The 15132-nt window shown below is 59.4% G+C and carries 14 protein-coding genes and 1 pseudogene; 9 read left to right on the top strand and 6 right to left on the bottom strand.

Annotated features, from left to right (window positions below; genetic code table 11):
• Nucleotides 1–92 precede the first annotated feature (92 nt).
• The 5 genes and pseudogenes from F617_RS0117675 to F617_RS27165 all read left to right on the top strand — a co-directional run.
• Complete coding sequence (locus F617_RS0117675) at nt 93–1220, top strand: S-(hydroxymethyl)glutathione dehydrogenase/class III alcohol dehydrogenase (RefSeq protein ID WP_013636254.1); 1128 nt, start codon at nt 93–95, stop codon at nt 1218–1220.
• Nucleotides 1221–1498: 278 nt separating this feature from the next.
• Nucleotides 1499–2257 carry a hypothetical protein gene (locus F617_RS0117670; protein ID WP_019566179.1) on the top strand — a complete coding sequence of 253 codons (759 nt, stop codon included), beginning with the start codon at nt 1499–1501 and terminating at the stop codon, nt 2255–2257.
• An 88-nt stretch (nt 2258–2345) separates the two neighbouring features.
• The gene (locus F617_RS0117665; RefSeq protein WP_003515534.1) at nt 2346–2609 is read left to right on the top strand and encodes an acyl carrier protein; all 264 of its coding nucleotides are present in this window, start codon (nt 2346–2348) and stop codon (nt 2607–2609) included.
• Nucleotides 2606–4138 carry an AMP-binding protein gene (locus tag F617_RS0117660; RefSeq protein ID WP_019566178.1) on the top strand — a complete coding sequence of 511 codons (1533 nt, stop codon included), beginning with the start codon at nt 2606–2608 and terminating at the stop codon, nt 4136–4138. The genes F617_RS0117665 and F617_RS0117660 overlap by 4 nt, the downstream gene beginning before the upstream one ends.
• Nucleotides 4122–5390 (top strand): annotated as a pseudogene (locus tag F617_RS27165) (type III PLP-dependent enzyme); the annotation flags it as partial. The gene F617_RS0117660 and the pseudogene F617_RS27165, both read left to right, overlap by 17 nt.
• 501 nt (nt 5391–5891) lie before the next feature.
• On the opposite strand, the gene F617_RS0117650 reads toward F617_RS27165, so the two are convergent.
• From F617_RS0117650 to coaD, 6 genes are all read right to left on the bottom strand, one after another.
• Nucleotides 5892–7049: an aminodeoxychorismate synthase component I gene (locus tag F617_RS0117650; protein ID WP_019566176.1), complete on the bottom strand. Its 1158-nt coding sequence runs from the start codon at nt 7047–7049 to the stop codon at nt 5892–5894.
• A gap of 36 nt (nt 7050–7085) precedes the next feature.
• Nucleotides 7086–8216, bottom strand: coding sequence for a tRNA guanosine(34) transglycosylase Tgt (gene tgt / locus F617_RS0117645; RefSeq protein WP_019566175.1), 1131 nt, complete (start codon nt 8214–8216; stop codon nt 7086–7088).
• On the bottom strand, nt 8216–9298 hold the full coding sequence (gene queA / locus F617_RS0117640; protein ID WP_019566174.1) for a tRNA preQ1(34) S-adenosylmethionine ribosyltransferase-isomerase QueA: 1083 nt from the start codon (nt 9296–9298) through the stop codon (nt 8216–8218). The genes tgt and queA overlap by 1 nt, the downstream gene beginning before the upstream one ends.
• A 194-nt stretch (nt 9299–9492) precedes the next feature.
• Entirely contained in the window at nt 9493–10002 is a 510-nt protein-coding gene (locus tag F617_RS0117635; protein WP_003515547.1) for a peptidylprolyl isomerase, read from the bottom strand.
• Between the two features lie 36 nt (nt 10003–10038).
• On the bottom strand, nt 10039–10608 hold the full coding sequence (locus F617_RS0117630; protein WP_019566173.1) for a peptidylprolyl isomerase: 570 nt from the start codon (nt 10606–10608) through the stop codon (nt 10039–10041).
• A gap of 29 nt (nt 10609–10637) precedes the next feature.
• Nucleotides 10638–11132, bottom strand: coding sequence for a pantetheine-phosphate adenylyltransferase (gene coaD, locus F617_RS0117625; protein WP_003515552.1), 495 nt, complete (start codon nt 11130–11132; stop codon nt 10638–10640).
• 418 nt (nt 11133–11550) lie between these two features.
• On the opposite strand from coaD, the gene F617_RS0117615 reads away from it, so the two are divergent.
• From F617_RS0117615 to trpD, 4 genes are all read left to right on the top strand, one after another.
• Entirely contained in the window at nt 11551–11730 is a 180-nt protein-coding gene (locus F617_RS0117615; protein ID WP_003515553.1) for a hypothetical protein, read from the top strand.
• Between the two features lie 41 nt (nt 11731–11771).
• A complete protein-coding gene (locus tag F617_RS29055) occupies nt 11772–11906 on the top strand; it encodes a hypothetical protein (protein WP_003515556.1) in 135 nt (44 codons plus the stop codon).
• A 270-nt stretch (nt 11907–12176) separates the two neighbouring features.
• Nucleotides 12177–14069 (top strand): peptidylprolyl isomerase, encoded by a 1893-nt coding sequence (locus tag F617_RS0117605; protein WP_026330916.1) that lies wholly within the window; start codon nt 12177–12179, stop codon nt 14067–14069.
• A gap of 16 nt (nt 14070–14085) precedes the next feature.
• The gene (trpD, locus tag F617_RS0117600; protein WP_019566170.1) at nt 14086–15120 is read left to right on the top strand and encodes an anthranilate phosphoribosyltransferase; all 1035 of its coding nucleotides are present in this window, start codon (nt 14086–14088) and stop codon (nt 15118–15120) included.
• Nucleotides 15121–15132: the final 12 nt, after the last annotated feature.

Here is a 15132-nt window from a genome sequence, read left to right as displayed (position 1 = left end):
TCATTCCGGGTCACCGGATTTTGCCTTGCCCGGCCAGCCGCGCTCGGGCAAAACCTTTTACTTCGCACATTAAAAGACTGAGGAGATAGAATATGGACGTTCGCGCCGCAGTTGCCATTCAGGCAGGAAAACCGCTTGAGGTCATGACCGTTCAACTCGAAGGTCCCCGCGCTGGCGAAGTGCTGGTCGAGGTCAAGGCGACAGGTATCTGCCACACCGATGATTTCACCCTCTCCGGTGCCGATCCCGAAGGTCTGTTTCCGGCCATCCTCGGCCATGAGGGTGCAGGCATCGTCGTTGATGTCGGTCCCGGCGTCACCTCGGTCAAGAAGGGCGATCATGTCATCCCGCTCTACACGCCGGAATGCCGCGAGTGCTATTCCTGCACATCGCGCAAGACCAATCTCTGCACCTCCATCCGCGCCACCCAGGGCCAGGGCGTGATGCCTGACGGCACCTCGCGCTTCTCGATCGGCAAGGACAAGATCCACCACTATATGGGCTGCTCGACTTTCTCGAACTTCACCGTCCTGCCCGAGATCGCCCTTGCCAAGATCAATCCCGATGCGCCCTTCGACAAGGTCTGCTATATCGGCTGTGGCGTGACGACCGGTATCGGCGCCGTCATCAACACCGCCAAGGTGGAGATCGGCTCGACGGCAATCGTCTTCGGTCTCGGCGGCATTGGCCTCAACGTTCTGCAGGGTCTGCGTCTTGCCGGCGCTGACATGATCATCGGTGTCGATATCAACAATGACCGCAAGGCCTGGGGCGAGAAGTTCGGTATGACCCACTTCGTCAACCCGAAGGAAGTGGGCGACGACATCGTGCCCTATCTCGTCAACATGACGAAGCGCAATGGCGACCTGATCGGCGGCGCGGATTATACGTTCGACTGCACGGGCAATACCAAGGTCATGCGCCAGGCGCTGGAATCTTCGCATCGTGGCTGGGGCAAGTCTGTCATCATCGGCGTTGCCGGTGCGGGCCAGGAAATCTCCACGCGTCCGTTCCAGCTGGTCACCGGCCGCAACTGGATGGGCACGGCCTTCGGCGGCGCGCGTGGTCGCACCGACGTGCCGAAAATCGTCGACTGGTACATGGAGGGCAAGATACAGATCGATCCGATGATCACCCACACGATGCCGCTCGAAGACATCAACAAGGGTTTTGACCTGATGCACAAGGGCGAGAGCATCCGCGGCGTCGTGGTCTATTGATCGGCTGACAAAAAATGGCAGGCGCGCACCGCGCGTCTGCCATATGAATTGACCGACCTTTCCGCTTACAGCCGTGCCGATTAACGGGACGGTAAATCTATCGTCGTATGCCGATATTGCGCGGTGGAGTTGAAAAATCCCTCCCTGCCCGAAACGACGCCAGATAGCGGGAGCGACCTCTGAGAACCGTACCGATCGACAACGGAAACCGCGTCGCTGCCGTTGCACTTCTGGCGAAAGGTTTTCCGGAAAAGAGCGAGGCTTTCTGGGCGCTCGGCGTGTCCCTTATAAGCGACCATCATCAGCGGCAGGATCTCGGCCCCATCGGGCAATTGCTGATGAAGGGCGACGATGTCGTTGGCGTTCTTCTGACAATCCGAAGCCGCCTGGCCGAGACCGGCAGGACAGTCGTCAACCTGTCCAGCTGGTATGTCGAACCTTCCAGCCGCTGGTTTGCACCGCGTATGCTGCAAATGGCGACATCCTCCGAAGAAGACATCTTCACCGATCTCACCCCGTCTCCAGAAGCCTGCAAGCTGAACGAGAGACTGGGGTTCACAACGATAACGAATTGCACGCTTTTTTATCCCCTGCCTTTAAAGGCATTCGGCCCGGCCAGGGTGCGGCTGCGCCCGCTTGCCGAAGTGCCCCAGGGCACGCTGTCTACCGCCACGCGCGACATGCTGGAAGATCATGCGCGTTTCGGCTGCATCGTGGCAGTCATGGAGGCGGATGGAAGCCATTATCCGCTGGTGTTTTTAAAAACCATAACCAAAAGGCTGCCCTCCGCCCGCCTCATCTATTGCGAGGACAGGCAAGTCGCCCAGAGGCACATTTCGGCAATTGCCCGCCATCTTCTTGGCAAAGGCCGGCTTGCATTGACCATGGCGGCTTCCGATGAGAAGCGAGACGCCGGTGGATTTGCCATACTCAAATCCTCGCCAATACAAGTAAAGGGAGCATGGAACCCACGGTTTATTAACGAAACATATTCAGAATTGGTGTTATTGCCACCCTGGGTATTGGGACGCTCTTAAAAGACGCGCGCTTAAACCTTGCCTGAAAAGAAGAAAATGCGCTTCGGACGAGACTAGTCCCGACTGCGCGAACGAGCGGAGAATAAGCATGCTTTCAGCGAAACCCAGGGAAGTCGATGTCTCCGAGACCATCTATTCCTACCTCTCGCAGCGTTTCCCGGCTCATGCCCCGTTTTCCGCAGATACGCAATTGCTCGAAGGCGGCGTGATCGATTCGCTCGGTTTTCTCGAACTGATGATCTTTCTCGGCGAAGGTTTCGGCATCGTTCTCAATGATGAACATTTCACCCCGGAAAATCTCAGCACGCCGGCCGATCTGATTGCCTTCGTCACGCAGGAACGGCGCAGATGACAACCCACATCCTGCTGCACCACCTGCTCACCGCGCGGGCGGAAAGCGGCGATGAGGCGCTTGTCTACAAAGAAAAATCACTGAGCTATCGCGAATTTTCCGAAGCGGCCGCACGTTGTGCGGCGGCATTGCAGGAGGCAGGAACGGAGCGCGGCGACCGTGTCGTCATCTTCCTGCCGCGCGGCATCGAGGAATGCTGGTCGATCTTCGGCGTGAGCATGGCTTCCTGCGTCTTCGTGCCGGTCAATGCACTTTTGAAGGCGCAGCAAATCCGCCATATCGTCGCGGATTGCGGCGCAAAAATCGTCATCAGCAGTGCTACGATGATGGATGAGCTGAACGCGGCTGTGGAAGACCTGCCCGAGGTCACTGTACTGCTGGCGGAACAAATCGACCGCCGCCCGCCCGTGCCTGCCAAAGTCTCCCCGTTAATTGGCGAGGACCTTGCAGCAATCCTCTACACATCCGGCTCCACCGGCTCGCCCAAGGGCGTGATGCTGTCGCACCGTAATCTTCTGGCCGGAGCGCGCATCGTGCGCACCTATCTGGAGATCACCGGAAAAGACCGCCTTCTCTCCATTTTGCCCTTCAGTTTCGATTACGGCCTGAACCAGTTGCTGACAGCGGTTGAACAGGGTGCGACCACTGTTATCTCCACCTTCAGGCTCGGCGATGATATTGTCAGGGACTTGCGCGACCATGCCATTACCGGGCTTGCCGGCGTACCAACTGTCTGGGCTATCCTGACGAGGGCCGCGCCGTTGCTGGCGAAAACGCCGCTGCCGCAGTTGCGATACATCACCAACTCCGGCGGACGCGTGCCGCAGGAAACCGTGAGGGCGTTGCGCGAAAAGCTGCCGGACACCAAAATCTATCTGATGTATGGCCTGACCGAAGCCTTCCGATCCACCTTTCTGCCGCCTGATGAAATCGACCGCCGCCCGACTTCCATCGGCAAGGCAATCCCGGAATGTGAAATCTTCATCGTCACCGCCGAGGGACAGAGGGCAAAACCGGGTGAGCCCGGCATTCTCGTCCATCGCGGCCCGACCGTGTCGCTGGGTTACTGGAACCGGCCGGAAGATACCGCCAAGGTGCTGCGCCCTCACCCTTTCATTCCGGCCGAACGCGGCGGCGAGACTGTGTGTTATTCCGGCGATCTGGCGGTGGAGGACGAGGACGGCTTTTTCAGTTTCGTTGCCCGCAACGATGCGATGATCAAATCGTCAGGCTATCGCATCAGCCCGACCGAGGTGGAGGAAAGCCTGATGTCGACTGGCCTTTTCCAGCAGGTCGCCGTCATCGGCCTGCCGGACCCCTTTGCAGGCGAGAAGGTGCATGCCGTGGCAACCGCCGCCAACGAAAATATCGATGTTTCGGCAGCTCTCAAAAAAGCCGCCGAAATGCTTGCCCCCTTCATGATTCCGCGCGCCATCGAACTGGTCGACCGGTTTCCGGTCACGGCCAATGGCAAGGTGGATTACCGCGCGCTGGTGCGCGAACGGACGGATAATGGCGCCCACGGATAAACCCCAAAGCCACGGCCCTGCCCTTGCCGCCGCGCAATTCGCAGTCGACGAAAACGATCTTGTCATCGGCGGCCTTGCCGTGCGCGATATCGTCGCTGAGACCGGAACGCCGTGCTTCCTCTATGATGCCAGCGCCATGCGCCGCGCCTATCGCGATCTCGCAACCGCGCTCAGTGGTTTTGCCGATATCTACTATTCGGTGAAAGCCAATCCCCTGCCCGCCATCATCTCGCTTTTCCGTGAAGAAGGCGCTGGCGCAGAAATCGCCTCCGTCGGTGAATATCGCGCCGCCATCAAGGCAGGTGTGCCACCGGAAAAGATCATCTTTGCCGGTCCCGGCAAGCGCCAAGCTGAATTGCTTGAGGTGATCGAGAGCGGTATCGGCGAAATCCATATCGAGAGCGCCGAGGAAATTGCCCGCATCGAGGCGATCGGCAAACCGGTCAAGGCTTCGATCCGCATCAATCCGGTGCCGGATGCGCAGGCAGGCGCCATGCGCATGGGTGGCAAGGCCACCGCCTTCGGTTTCGACGAGGAAGAACTCGAAAACGTCCTGCCGCTGTTCAGGGACATCAGGCATATCAATCTCGTCGGTGTCCATATTTACGGTGGCACGCAAATCCTCGATGCCGACATGCTTGTCTCCCAATGGAGACACTCCATTTTGCTTGCCGCACGCATGGCCGAAATGCTCGGCAGGCCCCTTGAAACCATCGATCTCGGCGGCGGTCTCGGCATCCCCTATTTCGCCGGGGAGACGCCGCTCGATCTTGCAGCGGTCAGTGCCGCCATTCCCGACCTCAAGGCCTTGGTGCAGGCACATCCGCTGATCGCCGATGCCCATATCATTGTCGAACCCGGCCGCTTCCTCGCCGGTCCCGGCGGCATCTATGTGGCGGAAGTCAATTCGGTAAAGACCTCGCGCGGCACCACCTTCGTGGTGACGGATGGTGGCATGCATCACCATCTGGCAGCCTCCGGCAATCTCGGCCAGATCGTCAAGCGCAACTACCCCATCGTCGCACCGGCCATGATGCAGGCAGACTATGAGGAAACTGCAACCATAGTCGGCCCGCTCTGCACACCGCTCGACACGCTGGCACGCAATGCGGCCCTGCCGAAGCTGAAGGCTGGTGATCTCCTGGCAATCCTGCAATCGGGCGCCTATGGCGCCACCGCCAGCCCTTCGGGTTTTCTCAGCCATCCGGCGGCGAAGGAAGTGCTGATCGAGGATGGTGACATCGCCATTGTCACGTCGGCTCGAGATAGGGCTGGAGACAATATTGCTACCCTCACATCCGAAAATCCCCATCAAACACTAAGAATTTATGACATTCGCGAGGGCGTAATTGCAGCCGATCTTTACGATCTCCTTCATCTCCTCGCACCGGCCTCTCAAACGGCAACTTGGGTCGTTTCCACGGTCAAGTCTCTGCAATCCGCCGATGAATGGTTTGAGGTGGTGGGTGAATCGCGAGATGACCTCGAGATGTTGGCCCAGAAAGATGCGCGTATTTCAGGCGCCGTTCTGGCCGACCTCGCGAAGAAGGCGAAACAAGTGATATGGGGGCAGTTTACTGCGTTGTCGCCAGCCTTGGATCAGGAATGGGTGACCATTCGGGCAATCGACAGTAGCTTCTATGAAGTAACGACGCCTGACGCGAATGTGCAGGATAAGATTAAATCGTTCTTTCGGGATGTCCGCCCTACAGATTCGCAATACCGGTAAACTGAGACGCAACGCACGGGATAATCACCCCCGTAACAGTCTGTCCCCAACCGCAAATTTGGATTTCAGCAGACACTCATCATATTCCGCCTCGGCATCCGAATCGAAAACGATGCCGCCGCCGACATTGAAGATCGCGCGGCCGCCATCGAACAAGGTCAGCGTGCGGATCGCCACCGAAAAGCGCATCTCACCAGCTGGAGACATGAAGCCGATCGCGCCGCAATAGGCGTCGCGCGGCGTCTGTTCCAGTTCGCGCAGGATCTTCATCGCCCACATTTTCGGCGCGCCGGTCACCGAACCGCAGGGAAAAAGCGCCGCGAAAATATCCTCCACCGTCACATCAGGCAAAAGCTTCGCGCGCACATGGCTGACCATCTGGTGCACGGTGGGATAGGTCTCGATATCGAACAGTCGCGGCACATGGAGGCTGCCGACTTCGGTGATGCGGGAAATATCGTTGCGCAGGAGATCGACGATCATGCGGTTTTCGGCAAGCGTCTTTTCATCCTCAAGCATCGCCGCGATGATCGCCCGGTCCTCTTGCGCATTCGCACCGCGCGGCGTCGTTCCCTTCATCGGGTGGGTTTCAATGAAACCTTCCCCGTCCACCGAGAAAAACAGTTCCGGTGAGCGCGACAGGATCACCGGTCCACCGAGATCGACCAGCGCGCCATATTTGACCGGCTGGCGCTCAACCAATGACCAGAAGGCCGTGAGCGGATCGCCGCTCCAGCGAGCGTGAACGGGCATCGTCAGATTGCCCTGATAACAGTCGCCGCGACGCAGATGCCCGTGCAGCCGCTCGAAGCGCTGGCAATAGTCTTCAAGGCTCCATGCGGGCGCGGGATCGGACAGAAACGCATCGGCATCCGGCAGACTTTCGGGCCGCGCAAATCGCCCCTCATCCGGTTGTGGGCCGGAAAAGACGCCGAAGCGAAGGAACGGCACGTTGCGAGGCTCCGCAGCAAAGTCCGCAAGTTTCGGCTCGAACAGGAAACCCGCCTCGTAGGACATATAGCCGGCAAGGTATTTCCCGGCGCGGCGCAGCTGCTCCATGCGTTTCAGCGCCGCGAAAAACGCCTCTGGCTCATCCGCGACGATGATCTCCTCCGGCTCGGTGAAGGCTGTCACCGTGCCGGTCGTGTCATCCCGGAAAAGAACGTAAGGCGCATGTGCCAAGGAAAGCGTCCGAACAGGAGAAAGGGTCGGGAAAAATCAGATCGGGTCTATGTCGCCCCGCGCCCACATCTCTATGGTTTCCGCATAAAAATCAGCGAAACGGCCTTCCTCGATCGACTTGCGGATACCCTGCATCAGCTCCTGATAATAGGCAAGATTGTGCCAGGAGAGCAGCATGCCGCCCAGCGCCTCGTTGGAGCGCGTAAGATGATGCAGATAGGCGCGGGAATAATCACGCGAGGCCGGGCAGTTTGACTGCTCATCGAGCGGCCGCATATCCTCCGCATGGCGGGCATTGCGGATATTGACCCTGCCGCGACGGGTGAAGGCAAGCCCGTGACGACCGGAACGGGTCGGCATCACGCAGTCGAACATGTCGATGCCGCGCGCCACCGATTTCAGAATATCGTCAGGCGTACCGACGCCCATCAGGTAACGCGGCTTTTCGGTGGGCAGCACCGGCAGCGTGATGTCGAGCATGCCCAGCATCACATCCTGCGGCTCGCCGACGGCAAGGCCGCCGACAGCGTAACCCTTGAGATCAAGCTGCTTCAGCCCTTCGGCGGAGCGAATGCGCAGATCCGGCTGGTCGCCGCCCTGCACAATGCCGAACATGGCCTTGCCGGGCTGTTCACCGAACGCGACGTGGCAACGCTCCGCCCAGCGCAGCGACATTTCCATGGCGCGCTCGATTTCCTTCCGCTCGGCCGGCAGCGCGATGCATTCATCGAGCTGCATCTGGATGTCCGAATCAAGCATGCCCTGAATTTCGATCGAGCGTTCAGGCGACATATGGTGCAGCGAACCGTCCACATGGCTCTTGAAGGTCACACCCTTCTCGTCCAGCTTGCGCAGTCCTGAAAGCGACATGACCTGGAAGCCACCGCTGTCGGTGAGGATCGGATGCGGCCAGCGGATAAGCTCATGCAACCCGCCAAGCCTTGCCACGCGCTCCGGGCCGGGCCGCAGCATCAGGTGATAGGTATTGCCGAGAATGATATCGGCCCCGAGCTCGCGCACCTGGTCGAGATACATGGCCTTGACAGTACCGACAGTGCCAACAGGCATGAAGGCAGGTGTGCGGATGACGCCGCGCGGCATGGCGACTTCGCCAAGGCGGGCGCCGCCGCTCGTGGCTTTCAGGGTAAAGGTGAATTTGTCGTGCATCAGTTCTTCCGGAACAACAGGCTTGAATCGCCATAGGAATAAAAACGGTATCCGGTTTCGATGGCATGCGCATAAGCGGCACGCATCGTCTCGAGACCGCAAAAAGCCGAAACGAGCATGAACAGCGTCGATTTCGGCAGGTGGAAATTGGTCATCAGAATATCGACCGCGCGGAAACGGTATCCGGGCGTGATGAAGATGCCCGTCGCGCCCGACCATGGCTGAATGACGCCATTCTCATCAGTGGCGCTTTCGATAAGCCGCAGCGAGGTGGTACCGACGGAAACGATCCGCCCGCCGCGCGCCTTGACGGCATTGAGCTTTGCCGCAGTCTCCTGCGAAACATGGCCGATCTCGAAATGCATCTTGTGATCGTCGGTATCGTCGGCCTTAACTGGAAGGAAGGTGCCTGCCCCAACGTGAAGTGTCACGAAATGTCGCTCGATGCCGGCTTCGTCCAACGCCGCAAACAGATCGGGCGTGAAATGCAGGCCGGCAGTTGGTGCGGCAACGGCGCCCTTCTCGCGTGCATAAATTGTCTGGTAATCGGTCTGGTCCTGCGCATCTTCCGGGCGCTTCGCGGCAATATAAGGCGGCAAAGGAATATGGCCGACGGAGGCGATCGCCTCGTCCAGAACAGGGCCGGAAACGTCGAACAGCAGCGTGATCTCGCCCTCCTCACCCTTCTCCTCGACGGTGGCCTCCAGATGGGCAAGGCCGCAGGCATTGTCGCGCTCATAACCGAAACGGATGCGGTCACCCTGCTTGATGCGCTTGCCCGGCCGCGCGAAAGCCTTCCAGCGCGACTGGTCGGCGCGCATGTGGAGCGTGGCTGAAACTACCGTTTCAGGCGCACCTTCGCGCAGCCGCACGCCTTCAAGCTGGGCTGGAATGACGCGGGTGTCGTTGAATACCAGCGCGTCGCCGGGCTTCAGGAAGGAAGTCAGGTCGGATACGATGCGGTCTTCCATGTGGTTCGCATTCGGATCGACCACGAGAAGACGCGCACTATCGCGCGGGTTCGCCGGGCGAAGGGCGATATTGTCCTCGGGGAGATCGAAATCGAACAGGTCTACGCGCATTGCAAGGGCTCTCGAAATATCAAAACCCGCCCTGCATGGCATGGGGCGGGTGGTGGGTGATGACAAGGCTTCCGACTACACTCGAAGTCATCCTCGGCTTGTCGCGAGGATGAGGTCTGAGAGGTTGACGCCATCATCAATGTGAAACGCCCCGCAGTTTCCTGCGGAGCGGGTAAACACTTTATACGCTATTATCAGGCCGCCGAAGCAAGCTTCATCGAAACGATCGAATCGGGGTCCTTCACAGGCTCGCCGCGCTTGACCTTGTCGATGGCTTCCATGCCTTCGATGACCTGGCCCCACACGGTGTACTGCTTGTTCAGCCAAGGCGAATCGGTGAAGCAGATGAAGAACTGCGAGTTGGCGGAGTTCGGGCTCTGCGAACGGGCCATCGAGCAGGTGCCCCGAACGTGCGAAATAGCCGAGAATTCAGCCTTGAGGTCAGGCTTCTCGGAGCCGCCCATGCCAGCGCGGGCCGGGTTGAAGCTTTCCGAACCCTTCTTGCCGAACTTCACATCGCCCGTCTGGGCCATGAAGTCTTCGATGACGCGGTGGAACACGACGCCGTCGTAAGCGCCTTCCGATACCAGTTCCTTGATACGGGCAACGTGGCCCGGAGCAACTTCCGGAAGCAGCTGGATCACGACCTTGCCGGTCGTCGTTTCCATGATGATGGTGTTTTCCGGATCCTTGATCTCGGCCATGATTATTCTCCTCTGTTCGGGCTCTATTGCCCTACCTTACTTCTTGCCGACGGTGACCTTGATCATCCGGTCGGGGTTGGAAACTTCGCCGTTGCCGCCGGCGCCGCGCTTGATCTTGTCTACGGCTTCCATGCCGGACACGACCTTGCCGACCACGGTGTACTGGCCGTTCAGGAACGGACCGTCGGCAAACATGATGAAGAACTGCGAATTGGCGGAATTCGGATCGCTGGAACGGGCCATGCCGACAACGCCGCGCGTGAACGGTGTCTTGGAGAACTCAGCCGGAATGTCGGCCATGTCAGAGCCGCCGGTGCCGGCACGCTGGGCGTTGAAGCCCTTCTCCATGTTGCCGTACTGCACATCGCCGGTCTGCGCCATGAAACCGTCAATGACGCGGTGGAAGGCCACGTTGTCATAGGCGCCTTTTTTCGCCAGCGCTTCAATCTGCGCCACGTGCTTGGGCGCGACTTCCGGCATCAGTTCGATGACGACGGGGCCGTCCTTCAGCTGGACGGTCAGGAATTCGGCAGCCGAAGCGAAGGTGCTGGCGGCAAGCGCGCCCGCAAACAGGGCGCCGGCAAAGGCAAATCGAACGAGTTTCATTGGATTGGCTCCGGAATGTGAGGCTGAAGTCAGCGCTTCAGCTTGGCGTTGAGGGCTTCAAGCACGGCTTTGGGAACGAAGGCATCCACATTGCCGCCCATGGCGGCGATCTGCCGGACCAATGTGGCTGTAATGGGTCGCGACGACGTACCCGCCGGCAGGAACACGGTCTGTATATCAGGTGCCATCTGGCGGTTCATGCCGGCCATCTGCATTTCATAATCGAGATCGGTGCCGTCACGCAGGCCGCGCAGAAGAAGGCGCGCGCCATGCTGGCGGGCTGCATCGACGACCAGATTGTCGAAGGAAACGACCTCAACGCGCGCCGCCTCACCAGGCAGGCTTTCGGAAAGGGCCCGGCTTATCAGCGTCGCCCGCTCCTCGAAGCTGAACAGCGGTGCTTTTCCGGGATGGATGCCGACGGCGACGATGACTTTGGACGCCACGTTCAGCGCCTGGATAAGCACATCCAGATGTCCGTTGGTCATCGGATCGAAGGATCCTGGATAAAAGGCAATCGTCATATCGCTCTCAAGTGGTGGGCGTTATGTGCCGCCTTTTGTCACGGAGATGGGCGCGGCGCAAGACTTTTACAACCCGGACGCCCTCCGGGTGCGGTCTGAACAACGGATGAATGCGCCGTTCAGTGCGGTTTCAGGGCTCATTTATATAAATACACGGCATCGGGAAACCGAAATGCCCCTCACCTCGTTAAGCCCCCGGAGAAATGAAAATGCTGGCCTTTATGATCGTCTTTTCGGTCATCGCATCATTCGCAGCCGAGTATCTTTTCCTCGAATGAGGCCAGTCGCCGGTTTCCTGAACGCCAGATGAACAAGCCATTCAAGGAAGTTTCACAGGCGCGATGCTAATCGATTTTTAAGGTTGACGCGGAACATGATTGGACGTGGCGCGTTAATATCAAACCAAAGGAACAGACAGATGTTTGTAAGAGAAAAACAGTCTACTTCGGCGAAAATCAGCGTCATCAGCACCGCCTGGACAGTACTGGTCATCGCAATGGTAGCAACAACGTTTAGCCTTTATGATCAGAAGCCTGCTGCCCAGGGACCGGACTATCCACAGATGACCGCCCGCTACCAGTCCATGACCTATTACTGATGAGGAACTAGGATTTCCTCGCCACCAACGGAGATGATATCATGTTCACATTCCTGACTCTGCTTCTTGCCCTGATCAGCATTATGTTCGTGACGTCAATGATCTCCGCCGTCGCCGAGATGCGACGTGAAGACGAGGAATTCAAGGCCTCGGTAAGACGCAACCGCGCGTTCTGACCGCAACCATCAGACTTAGCCGTCTTTCAGAATATGATTCTCCGCAACCGCCTGGACGCTCCGGGCGGTTTTATTTTGCCGCCTTAAGGGCCAGTATGGCGAAGATGAAGGCGTAAAAACCTAGCCTCAATCACATAAGCGTTTTCAAAACCCCGTTTTTCCAAGGCAAATTCCCTTCAATTTCCCATTGGATTGATTTAAGGAACGCCGATACGTTGCGGGCCGGACGGCTGGCGACCGCAATGACGTTCCTGTGAGGTTTGCATAACGATGCTCGATTCCCTGAGAAATGCTTCTCGAACCATGGCAGCCAAGCTGCTGCTTCTCCTGCTTGTTGTTTCGTTTGGCGTCTGGGGCGTCTCCGCATCACTCGTCACCTCCAATTCGCATGCGGTCATGACCGTCGGCGACCAGACGGTCAGCCCGCAGGAATTCCGCCTCGCCTATCAGCGTCAGGTTTCCGATCTCAGCCGCCAGTTCGGCGCGAGACTGACGACCGAACAGGCCAAGGCCTTCGGCATCGACCGTCAGGTGTTCAGCCAGCTTGCGGCGGGTGCCTCGCTTGACGAACTGGCGTCGAAGATGAATCTCGGCCTTTCGGAAGACCGCCTCGCCAATCTCATCGCCGAAGACCCGGCATTCAAATCGGTTAATGGCCAGTTCGATCGCACCCTGTTCACCGAACGGCTGCGCAACTCCGGCCTGCGCGAAGACGACTATATCAAGGAACGCAGCAAGGTCGCGGTCAGAAGCCAGATCGTTGAAGCCGTTTCCGATGGTTTCAAGGCGCCGCAGGTACTGGTGGACGCACTCAAGCAATACCGCAACGAACAGCGCTCGGTCGATTACGTCATCCTGTCCAACGCCGTCATTGCGCCGGTCAAGGCGCCGGGCGACGACGTGCTTGCACCCTGGTTTGAAACCAACAAGGCGAAATATCGCGCGCCCGAGTTCCGCAAGTTCACCTATGTGAAGCTGGAACCATCGGACATTGCCGATCAGGCTTCGGTGACGGATGCGCAGATCGCCGACTATTACAACAGCCACAAGGACAGCTTCCGCACCGCCGGTCGCCGCACCGTCGAGCAGCTGACCTTCCCGGAAAAGGAAATGGCAGAAGCCGCCGCGGAGCAGATCCGCCTCGGCAACACCACCTATGATCAGGTGGTTAAGGATCAGGGCAAGACCGCCTCCGACGTGACGCTTGGCGAATTCACCAAGGACACGATCCCCGACCAGTCGATTGCAGATGCTGCTTTCGCCGTCCAGAAGGATGGCGGCGTGTCTCCGGTCGTGGCAGGCTCCTTCGGCCCGGTCATCCTGCGCATCACCGGCATCAAGCCGGAAACCACCCGCACGCTGGAAGAAGCGAAAGAGGACATCCGCAAGGACCTCGCCACCGCTGCTGCAGCCGAAGAAGTCACCAATGTGCATGACCGTTACGAAGACCTGCGTGCCGGCGGCTCCTCGCTTGCAGATGCGGCAAAGCAGCTGAACCTCAAGCCCGTCACCATCGACGCCATCGATGCCGCCGGTCTTGATGAAAAGGGCGACACCATTCAGGACCTGCCCTCGCCGCAGCTTGCCCAGGAAGTCTTCAAGACCGAACCCGGCACCGAAGCCCTGCCGATCAATCTCGGCCGCGAAGGCTACATCTGGTTCGACGTCGATCAGATCATCCCCGCCCGCGACCGCACGCTTGCCGAAGTGCGCGACGATGTCGTGGCCGACTGGACGGCAGAGCAGCAGCGCACAGCGCTTGCCACCAAGGCCGACGAGCTGAAGGCACGCGTTGAAAAGGGCGAGACACTGGCAGCGGTGGCTGGCGAACTCGGCCTTGCCGTCGAGCAGAAATCCGGCCTGCGCCGCACCAGCGAGGACGCGATTTTCGGTCGCCAGACGATTACGGCGGTATTCTCCGGCGCTGAAGGCATGACTGGCACTGCGGCAGATGCCGATGGTTCCAGCCGCATCCTCTTCAAGGTCACGGCAGTCGACACCAACGCCCCTGCCGATGCGCTTGCCAATGACGATCAGCAGTTCGCCGCCATCGCCCGCGCGGCCGGCGACGACATGCTCGACCAGATGGTCAACCGCCTGCAGAACGACTACGGTGTGACCATCAATCAGGCCCTCGCCGATCAGGCGATGGTCGGCTTCTAACCGGGGGGCGGAAACGATGGCCGAACTGAAACCGCTGATCGCAAAGGTCGCAAACGGGGAAAGCCTGAACCGTGAGGAATCGCGGGCCGCTTTCGACATTCTGATGTCGGGCGAAGCAACCCCGTCGCAGATCGGCGGTTTCCTGATGGCACTGCGCGTGCGCGGCGAGACGGTGGACGAGATTGTCGGCGCCGTCTCCTCGATGCGCGCGCGCATGCTGCCGGTTTCGGCCCCCGAAAACGCGATCGACATCGTCGGAACCGGCGGTGACGGCATCGGCACCTACAATATCTCGACGCTCGCCTCAATCATCGTTGCCGGCACGGGCCTTCCCGTTGCCAAGCACGGTAACCGGGCGCTAAGCTCCAAATCCGGCACGGCAGATGCGCTGTCCGCACTCGGCGTGAAGCTGGATATCGGCCCTGACCTTATCGCCCGCTGCATCAGTGAGGCAGGACTCGGCTTCATGTTCGCGCAGCTGCACCATTCCGCCATGCGCCATGTCGGTCCAAGCCGCGTCGAACTTGGCACGCGCACCATCTTCAACCTGCTCGGCCCGCTTTCCAACCCGGCGGGCGCGAAGCGCCAATTGCTCGGCGTCTTTTCGCCGCGCTGGCTGGTGCCGCTTGCCGAAGTGCTGCGCGATCTCGGCTCGGAAAGCATCTGGGTGGTACATGGCGACGGCATGGATGAAGTCACGACGACAGGCGTCACCCATGTGGCGGCGCTTGAAAACGGCAAGATCCGCACCTTCGACCTGACGCCGAAGGATTTCGGTGTTGAACCCGCTTCCATGGCAGACCTCAAGGGTGGCGACGGCATTGCCAATGCAGCGGCACTTCGCGAGGTTCTGTCCGGCAAGCGCAACGCCTATCGCGACGTATCGCTGTGCAACGCCGCGTCAGCCCTTGTCATTGCCGGCAAGGCCGAAACGCTTGGCGAGGCGATGACGACGGTGAGCCAAGCGCTCGACAGCGGCGCGGCGGCAGCAGCGCTCGACCGCCTGGTCGCCGTCTCCAATGAAACAGTCTCCGGGCAGGCCGACCACTAAAAGGAATGAGAG

The organism is Agrobacterium sp. 10MFCol1.1, assembly GCF_000381165.1.
GTDB lineage: Bacteria > Pseudomonadota > Alphaproteobacteria > Rhizobiales > Rhizobiaceae > Agrobacterium > Agrobacterium tumefaciens.
The sequence above is the reverse complement of the archived record's forward strand: the minus strand, read 5'-3'. Positions and strand labels throughout refer to the sequence as shown.